16 protein-coding genes are annotated in these 19,042 nt (G+C 68.9%); 7 read left to right on the top strand and 9 right to left on the bottom strand.

All coding sequences use genetic code 11. The features are described 5' to 3' along the window. Positions 1–35 precede the first annotated feature (35 nt). From cobA to mqo, 6 genes are read right to left on the bottom strand one after another with little or no spacing between them, the layout of a single operon-like run. Positions 36–1,265, bottom strand: coding sequence for a uroporphyrinogen-III C-methyltransferase (gene cobA, locus ACJEIK_RS12445; protein ID WP_409431536.1), 1,230 nt, complete (start codon positions 1,263–1,265; stop codon positions 36–38). Positions 1,266–1,287: 22 nt separating this feature from the next. Further along, positions 1,288–2,652: a cobyrinate a,c-diamide synthase gene (locus ACJEIK_RS12440; protein WP_409431535.1), complete on the bottom strand. Its 1,365-nt coding sequence runs from the start codon at positions 2,650–2,652 to the stop codon at positions 1,288–1,290. Positions 2,653–2,659: 7 nt separating this feature from the next. Next, the gene (gene cobO, locus ACJEIK_RS12435) at positions 2,660–3,274 is read right to left on the bottom strand and encodes a cob(I)yrinic acid a,c-diamide adenosyltransferase (protein ID WP_060999783.1); all 615 of its coding nucleotides are present in this window, start codon (positions 3,272–3,274) and stop codon (positions 2,660–2,662) included. 23 nt (positions 3,275–3,297) lie between these two features. Next, entirely contained in the window at positions 3,298–5,145 is a 1,848-nt protein-coding gene (locus ACJEIK_RS12430) for a magnesium chelatase subunit D family protein (protein ID WP_060999781.1), read from the bottom strand. Beyond that, positions 5,145–5,612, bottom strand: a complete 468-nt coding sequence (locus ACJEIK_RS12425; protein ID WP_061010300.1) for a GNAT family N-acetyltransferase — start codon at positions 5,610–5,612, stop codon at positions 5,145–5,147. The genes ACJEIK_RS12430 and ACJEIK_RS12425 overlap by 1 nt, the downstream gene beginning before the upstream one ends. A 13-nt stretch (positions 5,613–5,625) precedes the next feature. Further along, positions 5,626–7,122: a malate dehydrogenase (quinone) gene (mqo, locus tag ACJEIK_RS12420; protein ID WP_061000187.1), complete on the bottom strand. Its 1,497-nt coding sequence runs from the start codon at positions 7,120–7,122 to the stop codon at positions 5,626–5,628. 141 nt (positions 7,123–7,263) lie between these two features. On the opposite strand from mqo, the gene ACJEIK_RS12415 reads away from it, so the two are divergent. The 4 genes from ACJEIK_RS12415 to ACJEIK_RS12400 all read left to right on the top strand — a co-directional run bounded on the left by ACJEIK_RS12415 (position 7,264) and on the right by ACJEIK_RS12400 (position 11,342). Beyond that, positions 7,264–8,298 (top strand): alpha/beta hydrolase, encoded by a 1,035-nt coding sequence (locus ACJEIK_RS12415; RefSeq protein WP_409431534.1) that lies wholly within the window; start codon positions 7,264–7,266, stop codon positions 8,296–8,298. A gap of 4 nt (positions 8,299–8,302) precedes the next feature. Next, positions 8,303–9,679: a mycothione reductase gene (gene mtr, locus ACJEIK_RS12410; protein ID WP_064860243.1), complete on the top strand. Its 1,377-nt coding sequence runs from the start codon at positions 8,303–8,305 to the stop codon at positions 9,677–9,679. Between the two features lie 40 nt (positions 9,680–9,719). Next, on the top strand, positions 9,720–10,064 hold the full coding sequence (locus tag ACJEIK_RS12405) for an ArsR/SmtB family transcription factor (RefSeq protein ID WP_061000198.1): 345 nt from the start codon (positions 9,720–9,722) through the stop codon (positions 10,062–10,064). A 117-nt stretch (positions 10,065–10,181) separates the two neighbouring features. Then, entirely contained in the window at positions 10,182–11,342 is a 1,161-nt protein-coding gene (locus tag ACJEIK_RS12400) for a HoxN/HupN/NixA family nickel/cobalt transporter (protein WP_267325596.1), read from the top strand. A 31-nt stretch (positions 11,343–11,373) separates the two neighbouring features. Here the strand turns inward: ACJEIK_RS12400 and ACJEIK_RS12395 are convergent, their stop codons facing one another. The 3 genes from ACJEIK_RS12395 to ACJEIK_RS12385 form a co-directional block, all read right to left on the bottom strand. After that, positions 11,374–14,610, bottom strand: coding sequence for an SNF2-related protein (locus tag ACJEIK_RS12395; RefSeq protein WP_409431533.1), 3,237 nt, complete (start codon positions 14,608–14,610; stop codon positions 11,374–11,376). 40 nt (positions 14,611–14,650) lie between these two features. Further along, positions 14,651–15,187, bottom strand: a complete 537-nt coding sequence (locus ACJEIK_RS12390; protein WP_409431689.1) for an alpha/beta hydrolase — start codon at positions 15,185–15,187, stop codon at positions 14,651–14,653. Between the two features lie 410 nt (positions 15,188–15,597). Beyond that, positions 15,598–15,849 (bottom strand): hypothetical protein, encoded by a 252-nt coding sequence (locus ACJEIK_RS12385; protein WP_133426009.1) that lies wholly within the window; start codon positions 15,847–15,849, stop codon positions 15,598–15,600. Between the two features lie 153 nt (positions 15,850–16,002). Between ACJEIK_RS12385 and ACJEIK_RS12380 the strand changes: the two genes are divergently transcribed. Genes ACJEIK_RS12380 through ACJEIK_RS12370 form a run of 3 tightly spaced genes read left to right on the top strand, consistent with a single transcriptional unit; the run spans position 16,003 to position 18,963 of the window. Further along, a complete protein-coding gene (locus tag ACJEIK_RS12380; protein WP_061001804.1) occupies positions 16,003–16,662 on the top strand; it encodes a response regulator transcription factor in 660 nt (219 codons plus the stop codon). Between the two features lies 1 nt (position 16,663). Then, entirely contained in the window at positions 16,664–18,037 is a 1,374-nt protein-coding gene (locus ACJEIK_RS12375; protein ID WP_133426008.1) for a HAMP domain-containing sensor histidine kinase, read from the top strand. Then, a complete protein-coding gene (locus ACJEIK_RS12370; protein WP_133426007.1) occupies positions 18,034–18,963 on the top strand; it encodes a TAXI family TRAP transporter solute-binding subunit in 930 nt (309 codons plus the stop codon). The genes ACJEIK_RS12375 and ACJEIK_RS12370 overlap by 4 nt, the downstream gene beginning before the upstream one ends. The last annotated feature ends 79 nt before the right edge of the window (positions 18,964–19,042 follow it).

The following is a 19,042-nucleotide window of genomic DNA, read 5'->3' as shown; positions in this document are numbered from 1 at the left end:
TGAGAGCCGTCATGGAAAGCTACCTTACAGTAATCTTAAGATTTCTTTAACCCTGCGAAGGCCGCGACGTCCCCGATCACGATGATCGCGGGCGGTCGGATGCCCTCCGAACGGATGTCCTCCGGCGCGTCGGCAAGCGTCGTCTGCAGCGTCTGCTGCGCCGCCGTCGTCCCGTGCTGGACCACCAGGACCGGTGTTTCCGCAGGTCGGCCACCTTGCAGCAGAACCTTGGCGAAAAGTTCGATGCGCTCGACGGCCATCAGCAGCACGATCGTGCCGCGCATCGCGGCCAGTGCGTCCCAATTCACTAACGATTCCGGGTGTCCCGGCGCGAGGTGGCCGCTGACCACCACGAATTCGTGCGTCACGGCCCGGTGCGTGACGGGGACGCCGGCCAGGGCCGGAACCGCTATGGCACTGGTCACACCGGGTACGACGGTGACCGGAATGCCCTCGTCGGCGCATGCCAGCACCTCTTCATAGCCGCGCGCGAAGACGAACGGGTCGCCGCCTTTGAGCCGGACCACGAACTTGCCGTCCTTGGCCCGGTCGATCAGGACGGCGTTGATCGCGTCCTGGGCCATCGCCCGGCCGTACGGAATCTTGGCGGCGTCGATCACCTCGACGTGCGGGCCGAGTTCGGCGAGCAGCTCTTGCGGTGCCAGCCGGTCGGCCACCACGACGTCGGCGTGGGCCAGCAACCGGCGCCCGCGGACGGTGATCAGCTCGGGGTCCCCCGGGCCGCCACCGACGAGCGCCACACCGCTGTAGCTGTCGGGTTCGGCGGCGTCACCGATGGCGCCGCGCTGCAGCGCCTCATGGATGGCGGTGCGCAGCGCGGCCGAGCGACGGTGCTCGCCGCCGGCCAGCACACCGACCGTCAGGCCGTCGTATTCGAAGGACGCCGGGGTCACCGCCGACCCCTCCAGGCCGGCGTCGGCGCGGACGCAGAAGATGCGGCGGCGGTCGGCTTCGTCGGCCACCGCGGCGTTGACGGCCTCGTCATCGGTCGCGGCCAGCACGTACCAGGCGCCGTCGAGATCGTCGTTCTGGAATTCCCGCGAGGTGAGGGTGATGCCGGTGCCGTCGGGGTTGTCGACCAGCGCTTCCACCACCGGGGTGGCGGCGGGCGAGACGACGTGGACGTCGGCGCCGCTGGCGATCAGCAGCGGCAAGCGGCGCTGGGCGACGCTGCCGGCACCCACGACCACGACCTTCTTACCGGACAGATGCAGCCCCACGAGGTAGGCATGCTGGGACGTCATTTTGCTCCTCGCGCGCGCAGTATCACTCGGCGAGTTTAGTTGCCGCCGATACGAACCGACGCACCGAGTGCGGATGTGCGGCCGGATGGGTGTGCAGGTAGCCGGCGTGCACACCGCGCCGGACGGCGCCGTCGTGCACCGTGGCCTGCCCCGCGCCGCGGAAAACCCAGGCCGGCGATTGCTCGTCGGCGAATTCGACTGTGGTGCGGTGAAATTCGTGGCCGGTGACGCGCTCGCCCGCAGCGTGCATGCTGGAGTCGACCGTCGCGACCGCATCCCGGTAGCCCAGCGTGAGCCGCTCGGTGAAGCGCGCCGAGCCGGGTAGCACGCCGCACATGGGGTGTCCGTCGAGGTCGTCGACCAGATAGGTGAGGCCGGCACACTCGGCGTGCACCGGTGCGCCGGTGGCCGCGAGCGCGGCAATCTGTTCGCGGACAACGGCATTGGCCGACAGTTCCACGGTGAACTGCTCGGGGAAACCGCCCGGTATGACGAGCGCCTGCGTGCCGTCCGGCAGCGGGTCGGTGAGCGGATCGAAGGCCACGACCTCGGCACCGGCCATCTCGAGCATCTCGGCGTGCTCGGCGTAGCCGAAACTGAAGGCCTTCCCGGCGGCGAGCGCCACCGTGACGTTCGCCACCGGCTCCAGTTGAGGGTCCCACGCGGGGGCCAGTGCTCCGATCCCGGCGCACCGGGCGACGGCTTCGATATCCACGTGGCGCGCGACGAGCTCGGTCATGACGGCGACGGCCTCGTGCGCCCGGCGGCCGTGCTCGACGGCGGTGACCAGGCCGAGGTGCCGGGACGGAATCTCCAGCCCGCTGTCCCGTGGGATCGCGCCGAGCACCGGGATACCCGCCTGCTCGCAGGCCTGCCGCAGCACCTGTTCGTGCCGCGGCGAACCCACCTTGTTGAGGATCACCCCGGCGATCCGCACGGCCCGGTCGAACGTCGAAAAACCGTGCAGCAGAGCGGCAATGCTCTGGCTCTGCCCGCGGGCATCGACGACCAGCACCACCGGCGCGCCGAGCAGCCCGGCCACGTGCGCGGTCGACCCCGGGGCCGGGGACATGGGCTGATCGGTGATCCGGCCGTCGAACAGGCCCATGACGCCCTCGACGACGGTGATGTCCGCACCCGCGCTGCCGTGCCGGTACAGCGGGCCGATCAGATCGGCGCCGACGAGGACCGGATCCAGGTTGCGGCCGGGCCGGCCGGTGGCCAGCGCGTGGTAGCCCGGGTCGATGAAGTCCGGGCCGACCTTGGCGGCACTCACCTCGTGCCCGGCGCGGCGCAGCGCACCCATCAGGCCGGTGGCCACGGTGGTCTTGCCGCTGCCCGACGACGGCGCCGCGATCACCACGGCCGGGACGGGGTTGGTGGTCACCCCACACTCACCATTCGATGCCGCGCTGGCCCTTGCGGCCGGCGTCCATCGGGTGCTTGACCTTGGTCATCTCGGTCACCAGGTCGGCGGCATCGAGGAGCTGCGGCGGGGCGTCGCGGCCGGTGATGACGACGTGCTGAGTGCCGGGCCGCTGCGTCAGCGTCGACACCACCTCGTCGATATCGAGCCAGCCCCACTTGAGCGGATACGTGAACTCGTCGAGGACGTAGAAGTCGTGCTGCTCGGCAGCCAGCCGGCGCGAGATCTCGGCCCAGCCTTCGACGGCTGCGGCGGCGTGGTCGTCATCGGAGCCCTGCCGGCGGGTCCACGACCAGCCCGAGCCCATCTTGTGCCACTGCACCGGTCCCCCGACGCCCTGCTCGTCGTGCAGCCGGCCGAGCGTCTGGAACGCCGCTTCCTCCCCGACCTTCCACTTGGCGCTCTTGACGAACTGGAACACCGCGACGTCGAAGCCCTGGTTCCAGGCGCGCAGCGCCATCCCGAAGGCGGCAGTGGACTTTCCCTTACCCGGGCCGGTGTGCACCGCCAGGATCGGCGCGTTGCGGCGCGCCTTGGTGGTCAGTCCGTCGTTGGGGACGACGAGCGGTTGTCCTTGTGGCATGAGGTTCTTCCTGCTGTGTTCTCTTACGCCGCGGCTTGCCCGGCCCGCACCACACGGGCCAGGTTGTCGGCACGCAACTGCGCCAGTTGCACGACGGGCGCACCGAGCTGGCCGGCCAACTGCTGCGCCAATCCCAGTCGAATATAAGACGTTTCGCAGTCGACGACGACGGCGGCGGCGCCCTCGGCGACGAGCAGTCCGGCGGCGGTCCGGGTCCGGCCCAATGGATCGGGTCCACCCGTCGCACGGCCGTCGGTCAGCACCACCACGAGGGGGCGACGGGCCCGGTCCCGGGCCTTCTCCCGCAGCACCACATCACGCGCGGCCAGCAGCCCCTGCGCCAGTGGGGTTTTCCCGCCGGTGTCGAAACGCGCCAGGCGCCGGCTCGCGATGTGCACCGAGGACGTCGGCGGCAACAGCAACGCGGCTTCGGCGCCCCGGAAGGTGACGACGGCGACCTTGTCGCGGCGTTGGTAGGCGTCGCGCAGCAGTGACAGCGTCGCCCCGCTGACCGCGGACATCCGGTCCCGCGCGGCCATCGAGCCCGAGGAATCGACCACGAAGATCACCAGATTGCCTTCGCGCCCTTCACGAATCGCGTGGCGGACGTCGGTGGGGGCCACCTGCAGCCGGCCGGCCTGTGGCCGGCGATCGGCGGCCGCCAGCAGCGTGCCGAATACGTGCACGCCGTGTCCGGCCTGCGCATCGTCGGTCGCCGCGATCGGGGTGCCCGTGCGGTTGCGCGCCCGCGACCGCCGGCCGGGAGCACCCTCCCCGACGCCGGGCACCACCAGCGCCCGGGTCCGGAAGGTCGCCGACGGCGGCGCGCTGGGCCGCGACGCGCTACCCGATCCGGCCGAGTTTCCCTGCGGCGCGGCCTCTTCCGAGCTGTCGGCGGAGATCCCGCCGCCCGGCGGGTCCGGATCGGGATCCGGGTCCGGCTGGGACTGCGATTCGGCGTCGGCCTGCGCCATGGCGTCGTCGAGCTGCTGCGGGTCCAGCCCCGGATCGTCGAAGGGGTCGCGCCGGCGCCGGTGCGGCAGCGCGAGTTCCGCGGCGACGCGGACGTCTTCCGCATCGACCGCAGCGGCGCCGCGCCAGGCCGCGTGGGCGACGGCCGTGCGGGCCACCACGAGATCGGCGCGCATACCGTCGACGTCGAACGCCGCACACAACGCCGCGATCCGGCGCAATTCGTTGTCCGGCAACGACACCGATGCCACCGCGGCCCGGGCCTTGGCGATCCGGCCGGCCAGCTCGGCATCATCGACGGCGTACTGCTCGGCGAAACCGGCCGGGTCGGCCTCGTAGGACATGCGGCGCCGGATCACCTCGACCCGGACGTCGACGTCCCGGGAGGCGTAGACGTCGACCGTCAGTCCGAAGCGGTCGAGCAGCTGCGGCCGGAGCTCGCCCTCTTCCGGATTCATGGTGCCCACCAACATGAATCGGGCCTCGTGCGAATGCGAGACACCGTCGCGCTCGATATGCACCCGGCCCATGGCGGCGGCATCGAGCAGCACGTCGACCAGGTGGTCGTGCAGCAGGTTCACCTCGTCGACGTAGAGGACGCCGCCGTGCGCGCGCGCCAGCAGGCCCGGCGAGAAGGCATGTTCGCCGTCTCGCAACACCTTCTGCAGATCGATGGAGCCGACGACGCGGTCCTCGGTCGCTCCGATGGGCAGCTCCACCAGGCGGGCTCCGGCGTCCACGGCGGCCAGGACCTCGGCGAGACCACGCACCGCGGTCGATTTCGCGGTGCCCTTCTCGCCGCGGATCAGCACGCCGCCGATGTCGGGACGCACCGCGCACAAGATGAGCGCCAGCCGCAGCTGGTCCTGGCCCACCAGCGCGCTGAACGGATAGGTCACTACTGCTGCCCCGCTCCCAGACCCGGTCTGATCATCGGCACATGCGGTATGCCGTCCTCCAGAAACTCCTCGCCGTCGCGCACGAATCCGTGGCGGGCGTACATCTCCTCGAGATAGGTCTGGGCGTCGATCCGGCAGGGATACGTACCCACCTCGGCCAGCGCCGCCTGCATCAACCGCGTCGTGTGGCCCTGACCGCGGTCGCTGCGCTTGGTGCACACCCGGCCGATCCGGAAGACCTTCTCACCTCCGGGATGTTCCTCCATCAACCGCAGCGTCGAGATGACTTGTGCGTCAGGGCTTTCCAGCCAGAAATGCCGGGTCTCGGCCAGCAGGTCACGGCCGTCGAGCTCGGGGTACGGACACGCCTGCTCCACCACGAAGACCTCGACGCGCAACTTCAGCAGCTCGTAAAGCGTTGCGGCATCGAGATCCTTGGCCCAGCTTCGCCTCGGCGCGACAGTCATGCGCGATCCGTGATCAGGCCGGCTGGTCGAGCTTGAGCACCTTGGTCCCCCAGTCCCACACCTCGCGGTACAGCTTGGGTTCGCCGGACAGCTCGACGCCCAGCGACGGCACCATCTCCTTGAGCTTGGGCAGCCAGGCCTGGTAGCGGTCGCCGAAGCAGCGCTCCAGTACCTCGACCATGGCCGGTACCGCGGTCGAGGCACCCGGCGACGCACCGAGCAGACCGGCGATGCGGCCGTCCTCGGCGGTCAGGACCGTGGTGCCGAACTCCAGCACGCCACCGATGCCCTTGCGGCGGATCACCTGCACACGCTGGCCCGCGACATCCAGCTCCCAGTCGGAATCGACTGCGCTGGGGGCGAATTCGCGCAGCGAATCGACTCGCTCGCCCTCGCTGAGGGCCAGCTGCTCGAGCAGGTACTTCACCAGGCCCAGTTCGGTGACGCCGACGCCGAGCATCGAGGCGATGTTGTTGGGCTTGACCGACAGCGGCAGATCGGTGACCGAGCCCTGCTTGAGGAACTTGGGCGACCACCCGGCGAACGGCCCGAACAGCAGCCAGGATTGGCCGTTGATGATGCGGGTGTCCAAGTGCGGCACCGACATCGGCGGCGCGCCGACCGATGCCTGGCCGTACACCTTGGCCTGGTGCTTGACCGTCAGGTCCTGGTTGTCGGTGCGCAGGAAGGCACCGCCGACCGGGAACCCGCCGAAGCCCTTGGCCTCCGGGATACCGGCCTTCTGCAGCAGGTGCAGCGCGCCACCACCGGCGCCGAGGAACACGAACTTGGCATTGATCTTCTGCCGGTCGCCGGTGCGCCGGTTCACGACGCCCAGCTTCCAGCTGCCGTCGGACTGCTTGCTGAGGTTGGTCACCTCGTGCCCGAACAGCGTGTCCATACCGCGCTGCGCGGTGAAGCCGATGAGCTGCTTGGACAGCGAACCGAAGTCGACGTCGGTGCCGTCGGTGGTCCAGTTCAGGGCGACCGGCTCGGTGAAGTCGCGCTGCTCGGCCATGAACGGCAGCCGGCGGGCGAACTCGTCCTTGTCGTCGATGTACTCCATCGTCGAGAACAGCGGGTTGGTGACCAGCGACTCGCGGCGCCGGCGCAGGTAGTCCAGGTGCTCGGCACCGTGCACGAAGCTGACGTGCGGGATGGGGTTCAGGAAGCTCTTGACGTCCGGCAGCACCCCGTTCTCCACCGCGTAGGCCCAGAACTGGCGCGTCACCTGGAACTGCTCGTTGACGTGGACGGCCTTCTTGATGTCGATGGTGCCGTCGGCGTTCTGCGGCGTGTAGTTGAGCTCGCACAGCGCCGAGTGGCCGGTGCCCGCGTTGTTCCAGGGATCGCTGCTCTCGGCGGCCGCACCGTCGAGGCGCTCGATCATGGTGATGGACCACTCCGGCTCCAGCAGCCGGATCAGTGCCCCGAGGGTGGCGCTCATGATTCCCGCGCCCACGAGGACGACGTCGGTCTGTGCGCTCCCAGCTACGTTTGCATTCGACACGTGATCGCTCGTCCTTCGCACTCGGGTTACCCGCCGGTATTGACGGATGCTCGGTGCTCAAGGTTATCGCGACCGTGTTCGCCGCTGACGCGCTATCTCCTCCCATCGACCATGATGTTCGTCGCAGTTAGGGTTGAGCACGTGACGCCGCAGGAGCCACAGGGACAACCCGAGTGGCAGCCGGACGTGCTGCCCGGGTACTGGCAGCAGACCATCGCACTGGGACCCGACCCCGACGGAGAGGGTGACCTGGTCGCCACCGTCGTGCGGCGTGGTGGGCAGGTCCGCGCAGAGCACGCCGTGCTCGTGGTCCACGGCTACACCGACTACTTCTTCCACACCGAGCTCGCCGATCACTTCGCCGCCCGCGGCATGGCGTTCTACGCGATCGACCTGCACAAGTGCGGACGGTCGCGGCGCCCCGGGCAGACCCCGCACTTCACCACCGACCTGGCGTCGTACTACGGCGAACTCCGTCGGGCCCTGCAGCTCATCACCGCGGACACCGCCGGCGCCCGGGTCTGCCTGTACGGCCACTCCGCCGGCGGACTGATCGCGACGCTGTTCGCCGATCAGCTCCGACGCGCCGGCGCGCTGGAGGCGCACCGTGTGTCGGGCCTGGTCCTCAACAGCCCGTTCTTCGATCTGCACGGGCCGGCGGTCCTGCGTTCGGCTCCGGTGTCCGGCACCCTGCGGGCACTGGCCCGATTCCGCAAGCTGGCGGTGATCCGCCGGCCGACCGAGGGCGGCTACGGCACCAGTCTGCACCGCGACCACGGCGGCGAGTTCGACTACAACCTGGACTGGAAACCGTTGGGCGGCTTCCCGGTCACCGTCGGCTGGATCAACGCCATCCGGCGCGGACAACTGCAGCTGCATCGCGGACTCGACGTCGGGGTGCCGAATCTGATCCTGCGCTCGGACCACACCGTCGCCGAGACCACGACCTCCGTCGGGATGGAGCGCGGCGACGCCGTGCTGGACGTCAGCCAGATCGCCCGCTGGGCGGGCTGTGTCGGCAGCCGCAGCACCGTCGTCCCCGTCCCCGACGCCAAACACGACGTGTTCCTGTCGCTCCCGGCGCCGCGTGCCGTCGCCTTCGGCGAGCTGACCCACTGGCTGGATTGGTATCTCCCCCAAGCGGTCTCCCGCACAACGCAACACGAACAGGCCTGAACTCATGGAGCACTACGACCTCACCATCATCGGAACCGGCTCGGGCAACAGCGTGCTCGACGAGCGGTACGACGGCCTGAAGGTCGCGATCTGCGAGCAGGGCACCTTCGGTGGGACCTGCCTCAATGTCGGCTGCATCCCCACCAAGATGTTCGTCTACGCCGCAGACGTGGCGCAGACCATCCGGCACAGCGCGACGTTCGGCGTCGACTCGCACCTCGACGGCGTGCGCTGGCCGGACATCGTCGAGCGCGTCTTCGGCCGAATCGACCCCATCGCGGCCGGTGGCGAGGAGTACCGCCGCGGACTGCCGAACGTCACGGTCTACGGCAGCCACACCCGCTTCGGGCCGACGCTGCCCGACGGCACCTACACGTTGCGGACCGCCGCGGGAGACGAGTTCAGCTCCGACAAGGTGGTCATCGCCGCGGGCTCGCGCAGCTGGATTCCCCCGAACATCGCCGGCTCCGGCGTCCCCTACTTCACCAGCGACGACATCATGCGCATCCCGGCGCTGCCCGAGCACCTGGTGATCATCGGCGGCGGCTTCATCTCGGTGGAGTTCGCGCACGTGTTCTCGTCCCTCGGCTCGAAGGTGACCATCGTCCTGCGCGGCGACCGGTTGCTGCGGCGCTGCGACGAGGAGATCTGCCGGCGGTTCAGCACGGTGGTCGGCAAGAAATGGGATCTGCGGACGCAGGAGAACGTCGTCGGCGCACAGCGTGATGGTGACGGCGTCGTGCTCGAGTTCGACGACGGCGAGACCCTGCGTGCCGACGCCCTGTTGGTCGCCACCGGCCGCGTACCCAACGGCGATCTGCTCGATGTGCAGCTCGCCGGGGTGAGCCTCGACGACGACGGCTACGTCGTCGTCGACGAGTTCCAACGCACCACGGCGCGTGGGATTTTCGCGCTGGGTGACGTGTCGTCGCACCACCAGCTCAAGCACGTGGCCAACCATGAAGCCCGGACGGTGAAGGAGAACCTGCTGCGCGACTGGGACGGCGAGCTCGTGGCCAGCGACCACCGGTTCGTGCCCGCCGCGGTGTTCACCGACCCGCAGGTCGCGATGGTCGGCATGAACGAAGCCGAGGCGCGCGCAGCCGGTTTCGACGTCGTGGTCAAGGTGCAGGAGTACGGCGACACCGCGTACGGCTGGGCCATGGAGGACACGACGGGCATCCTCAAACTGATCGGCGAGCGCGGCACCGGCCGGATTCTGGGCGCGCACCTGATGGGCTATCAGGCGTCGTCACTGATTCAGCCCCTGATCCAGGCGATGTCGTTCGGGCAGCGGGCACAGGACGTGGCCCGCGGCCAGTACTGGATTCACCCGGCGCTGTCCGAGGTGATCGAAAACGCGCTGCTGGGCTTGGTCTGACGCCGTGCCAGTCGCCGAGCACTATGGCTAGATTGTGCTGATGAGCGACTCGGACGCAGCCGCAAAGGTCGATGCGGCGAAAGTCGATTCGGCGAAGTCTGCTCGTGCCGACGTCGACACAGCCGCATGGTCGATGCGGTTCGAACTCCTCTCGGACCCGCATCGTCTGGACATCCTGCTCGCGCTGCACCGCGCTCCCGGAATCTGCGTGGGCGATCTCGCCGCCGCGGTCGGCCGATCTGAGAACTCGGTATCCCAGGCACTGCGCGTTCTGCGCAGCCAGCACTGGGTTACGGCCACCCGAGTGGGGCGCACCGTCAGTTACCGGCTGGCCGATGACACGGTGCACGAATTGCTGCACTGGCTCGGCGCACAGCACGGCTGATGGCAGATATCTGTTCACGTGGACAGGTGAACAGGTGGTGGATAGCCTGATCCGAAAGTGCTCCTGAGCCCCGATTGTGGGTGCCCGCACGGACACACCACGATGGGGGACGGTCACATGACAACCAGCGACGTGACCGATCGAACCGCATCCGGGCTGGCCCAGTTCCGCCGCAGCCTGTCCCGGGGCGACAAGCAATCCCTTTGGGGGATGTACGGATTCATCGTCCTACTGCACGCGGTGGGTTTCGTGGTGCTCTTCGCGTTCATCGCGCCCAACAACTATCACCTGGGCGGAGACCATCCGGTCTTCACGGTGGGCGTGGGAATCCTGGCTTATACCCTCGGGCTCCGGCATGCCTTCGACGCCGACCACATCGCAGCGGTGGACAACACCACCCGCAAGTTGATCGCCGACAACCTCGACAACGGGATGGATCGCAAGCCGCTCTCGGTGGGGTTCTGGTTTTCCCTCGGGCACTCGACCATCGTGTTCGCCCTGTCCCTGTTGCTGGCACTGGGAGTCAAGGCTCTCGTCGGGCCCGTCGAAGACGAACGGTCCACACTGCACACCGTCACCGCGCTGATCGGGCCGTCTGTCTCGGGCATCTTTCTGTGGATCCTGGGCATCCTGAACCTTGTTGCCCTGGTGGGCATCATCAAGGTCTTCCGGGACATCCGCCGCGGCCACTACGACGAGGCGGCCCTGGAAAAGCACCTCGACTCCCGCGGCTTCATGAACCGATTCCTCGGCGGGTTGACCAAATCCGTGACCAAGCCCTGGCACATCTATCCGATCGGCGTGCTCTTCGGGCTCGGGTTCGACACCGCCACCGAAGTCGGCCTGCTCGTCCTCGCGGGCGGCGCTGCGGCGTTCAATCTGCCCTTCTACGCCGTCCTCGTACTACCGATCCTGTTCGCGGCCGGAATGTGCCTGATGGACACCACCGATGGCGTGTTCATGAACTACGCCTACGGCTGGGCTTTCGCCAAACCGGTACGCAAGGTGTTCTACAACCTGACCATCACCTCGATCTCCGTGGCCGTCGCGCTGGTGATCGGCACCATCGAACTCGTGGGCGTCATCGCCGAGCGCCTGGGAATCGACGCGGGGCCCCTGGCCTGGATTGCCAACATCAACCTCGACTTCGTCGGCTACGGCATCGTCGCCCTGTTCGTGGTCTCCTGGCTCACCGCGCTGGCCGTGTGGCGTTTCGGCAACGTCGAAGAACGCTGGTCGGCAAAACTCACCGAGCCCGCCTTCGCAGACCCCGCATAGCGGCGACAAAATCCATGGCGGGTAAGGCGATTCAGCGCAATAGTTCGCGAATGTCGGAGGCGGTGATTGCGGTGCCGAACATGTCGCCGTCGTCGATCACCGCGGCGAACAGCGCGCGCTTGCGCTCCTGCAGCGCGATGACCTTCTCCTCGATCGTGTTCTCGGAGACCAGCCGGTAGACGTTCACCGGCCGCTGCTGACCGATGCGGTGCGCCCGGTCGACGGCCTGCGCTTCGGCGGCCGGGCTCCACCACGGGTCGCACAGGAAGCAGTAGTCGGCCGCGGTGAGGTTGAGTCCGAAACCACCGGCTTTCAGACTGATCAGGAACACCTTGGTCCGCCCGCCGCTGAAGTCGTCGATGGCCTGCGCCCGGCCCCGCGCGTCCACCGAGCCGTCCAGATAGCTGTACTCGATCCCGGCCGCGTCCAAACGGTCGCGCAGGATCGCCAGAAAACCGGTGAACTGACTGAACACCAGCGCGCTGTGATCCTCGGCGACCAGTTGGTCCAGTTGTTCGATCAGGAAGTCCACCTTGGTGGACCCGGCCTCCATGGTCTCGGGATCGACGAGGCCGGGATGCAGGCTGAGCTGCCGCAGCAGGGTGAGAGACCGGAAGATCTGGAAGCGGTTCTTCTCCCACTCCCCCAGCAGGCCGAGCACCTTCTGCCGCTCGCGCGCCAGCCGGGTGTCGTAGATCCTGCGGTGTTTGGCCGACAACTCGATGGCCAGCACCTGCTCCTGTTTGGGCGGCAGCTCCTTGACGACCTGATCCTTGGTGCGGCGCAACAACACCGGCTTGATGCGGCGCCGCAGCAGCGCCAGGCGGCCGGGCTCGCCGTCGAACTCGATGGGCTTGCGGAAGTAGCGTTCGAAAATCTTCGGGCTGGGAAACAGGCCCGGCACCGTGATCGACAACAGCGACCACAGCTCCATCAGGTTGTTCTCCATCGGAGTGCCGGTGATGGCCAGTTTGAACGGCGCATCGAGTCGGCGCGCGCACTGGTGCGTCTTGCTGTGATGATTCTTCACGAACTGCGCCTCGTCGAGAATCATTCCGGCCCAGGCGATTTCGCGGTACTTGTCGTTGTCGATCCGCAGCAGCGTGTAGGTTGTGACGACGATGTCGGCCGCGGCGACCTGCTCGGCGATGGGCACCGCGCCGCGGGCTTCGGTACTCGACACGACGACGGTCGTGAGTCCTGGCGCGAACTTCGCACACTCGGCGGCCCAGTTGGAGGCCACGCTGGTCGGTGCCACGACGAGAAACTTGCCCGCACCCTGCTCGACGGCGCGGCTGACCAGGGCCAGCGTCTGGACCGTCTTGCCGAGCCCCATGTCGTCGCCCAGCACCCCGCCCAGTCCGTTGTCCCACAGGAACGCCAGCCAGTTGAGCCCGTCGCGCTGGTAGTCGCGTAGCTCGGCCTGCAGTCCGGCGGGCGTGGGCACGGCAACGGGCGGCTGTGCCGCGGCCAGCCGGGCCATGTTGTCGCGCCACTGCGCCAGTTCCCGGTCGACGACGCCGAGGCCCAGCAGCTCGGCCCACAACGTCGCGTTGAGCGATGCCGCATTCACCCGGTCGCCGTCGAGCTCGCCCAGCGCCTGTGCTTCGTCGATCAGCGACCGCAACTTGAGCAGCTCGGGGGTGTCGAGCCGGAAGTAGACCCCGTTCGACAGCAGCATGTGGGTGGCCCCCAGCGCCAGTTCCCCGATGACGGCAGACAGCGCCACGGAGTGGCCGTCGACGTCGATGGTGATGTGCAGGTCGAACCAGTCCTGCGCCGGCGCCTCGTCGGAGGACGCGGTGCCGAATCCGAGTTGCGCGCCGGCGACCGAGCGCCGGAATGCCGCGGCCCGCTCATCGATCTCGACGATGAGCTGTTCGTACCCGGCGAGCTGCGGCAGCACCTCGTGGCACAACACCGCGATCTGGGGCAGGGACAGCCGGCGCGACAGCAGCAGCGAGGCCAGCGGATCGTCCGTCGCCGACAGACCCGAGATCAGTTCCAGCGCCGGCGCGATCGCCCGCCACATCGCGTCCTCGGCGGCGTTGTCCCGGATACCGTTCGTGCGCGTGACACCCACCGCGTCGAACTCCTGACGCTGCCCGTTCACCTCGTAGCGGGTGCGCCACTTCACGTGGCCGTCGACCTCGCCGGCCGTGATGCTCAGGACGGGCAACGGCCCCACGATGTCCGGTTCGGCGAACAGCCCCTCGGGCATGTCGACGGCCACCGTCCGGCGCAGCCGCGGCAGCACGTCGACCGCGAACTCGGACAGTGCCTCGGGCGGGATCTGTACTTTCTCACCGCCGGCGATCAGCCGAAGCAGCGTGGGACCGGGCGCCGGTGCGAAGGCGCCGAGATGCAGGATGCCGTCCACCAATTGGTGGAAGCCGTGCGGCGTCGGGGTGCCCACCAGCCCGATGCCCTGGGGCGACCGCGGTTCGCCATCGACGACGAGCACCGTCGACATCTGCGCGCCGCCGGTGTCGGACACCACGAAGTCCAGCCGCAAACGGACGTCCTTGGCGAACTCCACGGCCCGGATCTGCGCGCCGGGAAGCAGCGTGACACCGGCCTCCACAGCCTGGTCCAGATCGGCCCAAAAGCTCTGTCCCACAGCCGAAAGCACCAACTGGTCGCTGCTGTACGGATAGTAACCGGGCACCGCGAGCACCAACGCCCGCAGCGCGCTGTACTGGTCCCGGTCGAACTCCCCCGGATCGGCCGCGTCGAACAGGCGCCGCCAGTTGATGCCGCTCTTGATCCAGTTTCCGCGCTTGCCGACCGTCAGCGCCCGGAGCGTCGCGATCGGCGTCGTGTGGTACCGGCCTGCAGGCAGCATCCCGAACTCCAGGGCCAGCGGCTTGCCGCCGGTGTCGGTGTCGGCGCCGGTCATCTCGTCGAGCAGCGAACCCAGCACCACCTGCCAGCGTTGTGGGGCCGCGCGGTCGGGTGCGCTCGGGACGGCCGCCAACAGCAGGGCCACCGCATGCTTGCAGTACCGCCCCACCGGGCAGGTGCAGACGGTGTACTCGATCTCCAGGCCGGTGCGGGGACCCGACAACGCCACTTCGACGTCGTAGTACTCGGACTTCGAACCCAGGCACGAGCCGGTGAGCGTGCCGTCGACCGGGTCGTACCTGGCGGCGACCACGCGCCCCTGGTTCGCATAGGTCTCGCCGCGGGCCAGGGTCTGTGCGTTGAAGGCACGAAGCAACTCGTGTGGCGCGAGCGCTAGCCCGGCCGTCGAGTCCGTGCCTTCCATGTCGTCACGATAACGGCCGGGACCGACAGTGGCTGGCCGGTCACCAGGTACTGCTACGCAGCACGATCTCGTTGGCCACCTGGGCCGTGAACTCCTCGGCACTGCGCCGGCCCATGAGCTCGGACATCCGGAATTCGCCGTAGATGAAGCGTTGTCCGGCCTGCGCCCGGGCGCGGGCATCGGCGCTTGTTACGACCACGGTGGTGTTGATCTCCACCGGCGGGCACCCGTCGCCCGACGCCCCGTCGGCGCGCGGATGGCTGCCGTCGATGGCCACCAGGGCGGTGAACCGATCCAGTCGGGTGGCCGCCAGGTGCCAGGCCAGCTCGCCCGCACCGCCGTCGGCGAACAACAGTGCCCACTTCACCCCGAGCGTATCCAGAATGCCGACAACCGAATTCACGGTCAGCCGGTCGTCGGCCTCGATCACCACGGTGCGTAGCGATGCGGTGTGCAGCAATTCGCACAGGGCGCCCGTCGCCGGCTTGGTCGTGAGCATGACGACTGTCGTGGCGGCGTCGGGGCCAGACACGTCGACGGTGGCGCCGAAACCGTCGACGGTCGGGATGATTGGCATGACGCCACCGTAGCGAACACCACCGGACCGCCGGTACCGATATTCAGCAGCCGCCACCACCGCCGCAGCCACCGCCGCCCCCGCACCCGCCGCCACCGCAACCTCCGCCGCCGCAGCAGCCACTCGAGCCACCGCCGTCCGAGCACGCGGACCCGCCGGCGTCCCAGCCGCCGCCATCGGAGCCGGCGTAGCCGTAGCCGTAGGCGCCGGCCGCGCCCGCGCGCCGGCCTGTCCCCGCGCGGCGGCGGGCTGTCGCCGGCCCATCAGGATCGCCATGCCGACGATGATGCCCACGACCGCGAAGCACACGACCATCGGGATCCACGAGGAGTCCTGGTTTGCGACGGCTGCCAGCCGAGCCGCGCTGCTTGCGAGTGCCACGTTCATGATCTGCTCCGTCCGCTCGTCACTCAGGCCGTCGGCCGCGGGTTCAGGTCGAGGTAGGCCCGGCCGACCGTGGGCGCCGTGCCGTGCCGGTGCTGCCCGCTCTGACACAGCGTGTTCGCCACGACCACGACGTCGCAGGAATGACCGGTCGCCACGGCATCCGCCGCGGGCATGAATCCAGTTGTGCTCCAGGCAGACCCGTGGGCGCCGATGGCGATCAGGGCACCTGCCACGACGGAGACCGCCGCCCGGGAGAAATGGGTGTTCGCGTACATCGTGACCTCCTCGTGCCTGTTGATGAGCACATGGTTTCCGCGCGCCGGGTCCACCGGAAGACTCCGCGGCCCGCGCCGGGTCTTTCCTTGCACGATCCTCAGATTCGGCGCGAAATCAGCGGGTCCGCCCAGCACGCGCCCTACCATCGGCCCATGCGCGTGCTGCTCGTCGAGGATGACCAGGGGGTCGCCGCTGCGCTCGTCGAGCTGCTGGAACAGACCGGGCTCACCGTCACCCACACCACTCGTGGCGACGACGCACTCAATCGCGTCAAGGGCTGCGACCTCGTGTTACTGGATTTGGGCCTGCCCGACATGGACGGGCTGGACGTGCTGCGCACGCTGCGCCGGGCGTCGACCGCACCGGTCATCATCATGACGGCACGCGACAGCGACGGCGCCGTGGTGCTGGGGCTGCGCGCCGGGGCCGACGACTACCTGGTCAAGCCCGTCCGAAAGGCGGTGCTGCTGGCCCGGATCGAGGCCGTCATGCGACGCGTGCAGCGTGGCACGGGTCCCGTCGCGCGCCCGCCCGTGGTGGCCGGGCCGGTGACCATCGATCGCGACCGGCACGAGGTCACCGTGGCCGGACAGGCGCAGGCGCTGACCAAGACCGAGTACCAGATTCTGGCGACGCTGGCCGCCCGTCAGGGCGAGGCGGTCAGCCGCGAAGAGGTCATGCTCGAATGCTGGGGCACCGCGGTGGTGGGCCGCTCGCGGTCCCTGGATTTCTTCGTGGGCCAGATCCGGTCCAAGCTGGCCGGAATACCTCTGCACACCGTGCGCGGCTTCGGCTACCGGTTGGACCACTGACGTGGGTCTGCGGGTTCGTGCGCTCCTGATGACGCTGCTGCTCATCGCGACGGCGGCGTTGGCGATCCCGCTGGCCCTGAGCCTGGCCGACCACCGGACCAACGTCCTGCACACCGAACGCGAGCGGCAGCTGACGACGCTGGCCGACATCGCCGCCGGCGCGAGCGCCCTCGACACCGACCTGGTCGAGCGGTACCACCGCGTGTACGGCGAAGGCGCGTTGATCGTCGACGCGGACGGCCGGACATTGGCCGGCGCCGGGTTGTCCGGCACCGATCCGGGGGTGACGACCGCCGCGGAGCGCGCGGTGTCCGACGCTCCCGCCGCGCCCCGGACCCGAATCCTGCCGTGGACGCGGCAACCGATGTTGGAGGCCAAGGGAATTCGGCGCAACGGCGAGCTGATCGGGGCGGTGGTCCTGGGCGTCGACCCGGCCGCCGCCGCACACGACATCACCGTGGACTGGCTGTGGATCGCGGCCGGATGCATCGTGTTGCTCGGGGTTGCGGCCGTCACCGCCCAGAGCGTGACCCGGTGGGTGCTGCGGCCGCTGGTCGGGCTCGAGCGCGCCGTGGAGGACATGGCCGGTGGCATCGCCGGGCAGCCGGCTCACGTGTCGGGACCGCCCGAGCTGCGGCGCTTCACGTCGGCGTTCAACGCCATGGCACAGGCCGTGCACGCCTCGCTCGACCATCAACGCCGGCTCATCGCCGATGCCTCCCACCAGTTGCGCAACCCGCTGGCGGCCGTGCGGCTGCGGGCCGACACCCTGGAGGACCACGTCGCCGACTCGGGACGCCCGACCTACGAGTCGATGTCGGCGGAGCTGGACCGCCTGGAGAACCTGCTGGCCCAATTGCTGCGCCTGGCGCGCGCCGAGGAAGCCAGTCACAGCCACCGCACCGGTCTGGCTGCGGCAGTTCATGATTCAACAGATCTGGACAGTGTCGTCGAACAGCGGCTGGACTTCTGGCAGACCACCGCCGACCCCAACGAGCAGCGACTGCGCTTCGAGACCGCCCACCCGCACCTCGCCGTCCAGATGCCGCGCCACGATGTGGAGCAGCTCTTGGACATCGCGCTGGACAACGCGTTGCGCTACTCCGGTACGGGTACCACCGTCATCGTGTCGACGGTGCCCACCGACGCCGGTATCGATCTCACCGTCAGCGACAACGGCCCCGGCCTACCCGCCGACGCCGTCTCGCAGGCGGCCAACCGCTTCTGGCGCGGGCACGACGACAGCCAGGGCACGGGCCTCGGTCTGGCCATCGCCACCGAAATCGCCGCCGCCAACGGTGGATTGGCGTCGGTTGGCCGCTCCCCCGACGGCGGTCTCGCGGTCCGCTATCAGCTACCGGCGAGCACGTCATGACCCTGACCCGGCGCGCTTTCCTCGCCTCCTCGGCCGCGACGGTCGTCGCGGCCTGCCTGCCGAACGGCACGCGCGGCACCATCCGGCTGGCCGCGGGTGATCGCGGTGGTCTGTACCTGGCGGTCTGCGAAATCTTCGCCGAGCGCCTACGGGTGCGGTATCCCGGCATCACGGTCACCGTCATGTCCACCGCAGGCAGCGTCGACAATCTCGAGCTGTTGCGGTCCGGCCAGGCCGACATGGCGCTCGCGCAGGCAGACGTGGTCGAGCAGCGGTTGCGATCCGGGCCGGCTCCCGATGCGCCACTGGCGGTCGCGCGAGTCTACGAGAACTACGTACAGCTGGTCGTCCCCGACCACTCCGCCATCCGCCAGGTGAACGACCTTGCCGGACTGACGGTTTCAACGGGACCGGCCGGCTCCGGCGTCGCGGCCGTCACCACGGTGCTCTTTCGTGCGGCGAACCTGACCGACCGGCTCCGGCGCACCGAAATGCGCCTCAACGAGGCAGTGGCCGCGTTGGGCAACCACACCATCGACGCGCTGGTCTGGTCGGGCGGTATCCCGACGCCCGCCATCGCCGAGCTCGACAAGACGTTGCCGTTGCGCATCCTGGACCTGACGCCATGGGTCGCGCCGATGTCGGAACTGGCGTCCTACCCCTACCTGCTGCTGCGCGCGCCGATCGGCGCCTACGTTCCGGCGAACGTGTACACCATCGGCTCCGCCGATCTGTTGCTGTGCCAGCCCGGCCTGCCGAACCCCTTGGTGGCCGCCGCCGTCGATGTATTGGCCACGGACGCAACCCAACTCATGCCCCCCGAGGTTCGCGGTCTGCAGTACCTGCAACCCCCGTCGATGATCCAGACCGGCCGAACCCCGTTGCACCCCGGGGCGATCGAGCAATACCGCATCCTGCACGGCTGAGCGGGGCCGAAACATCGCCGTAACGCCGGCACCGGTTGGCCAGCGCGAAACCCGGACGCGCCATATTGTTCTTCAACAT

Source organism: Mycobacterium sp. SMC-16 (assembly GCF_046250085.1).
In the GTDB taxonomy this organism is placed as follows: Bacteria; Actinomycetota; Actinomycetes; order Mycobacteriales; family Mycobacteriaceae; genus Mycobacterium; species Mycobacterium phocaicum.
The sequence above is the reverse complement of the archived record's forward strand: the minus strand, read 5'-3'. Positions and strand labels throughout refer to the sequence as shown.

Excerpts from the sequence above, each read along its gene's own strand:
- cobA (WP_409431536.1), bottom strand. The coding sequence starts at position 1,265 with ATGACGTCCCAGCATGCCTACCTCGTGGGGCTGCATCTGTCCGGTAAG.
- cobO (WP_060999783.1), bottom strand. The coding sequence starts at position 3,274 with ATGCCACAAGGACAACCGCTCGTCGTCCCCAACGACGGACTGACCACC.
- ACJEIK_RS12425 (WP_061010300.1), bottom strand. The coding sequence starts at position 5,612 with ATGACTGTCGCGCCGAGGCGAAGCTGGGCCAAGGATCTCGATGCCGCA.
- mtr (WP_064860243.1), top strand. The coding sequence starts at position 8,303 with ATGGAGCACTACGACCTCACCATCATCGGAACCGGCTCGGGCAACAGC.
- ACJEIK_RS12405 (WP_061000198.1), top strand. The coding sequence starts at position 9,720 with ATGAGCGACTCGGACGCAGCCGCAAAGGTCGATGCGGCGAAAGTCGAT.
- ACJEIK_RS12400 (WP_267325596.1), top strand. The coding sequence starts at position 10,182 with ATGACAACCAGCGACGTGACCGATCGAACCGCATCCGGGCTGGCCCAG.
- ACJEIK_RS12395 (WP_409431533.1), bottom strand. The coding sequence starts at position 14,610 with ATGGAAGGCACGGACTCGACGGCCGGGCTAGCGCTCGCGCCACACGAG.
- ACJEIK_RS12390 (WP_409431689.1), bottom strand. The coding sequence starts at position 15,187 with ATGCCAATCATCCCGACCGTCGACGGTTTCGGCGCCACCGTCGACGTG.
- ACJEIK_RS12385 (WP_133426009.1), bottom strand. The coding sequence starts at position 15,849 with ATGTACGCGAACACCCATTTCTCCCGGGCGGCGGTCTCCGTCGTGGCA.
- ACJEIK_RS12380 (WP_061001804.1), top strand. The coding sequence starts at position 16,003 with ATGCGCGTGCTGCTCGTCGAGGATGACCAGGGGGTCGCCGCTGCGCTC.
- ACJEIK_RS12370 (WP_133426007.1), top strand. The coding sequence starts at position 18,034 with ATGACCCTGACCCGGCGCGCTTTCCTCGCCTCCTCGGCCGCGACGGTC.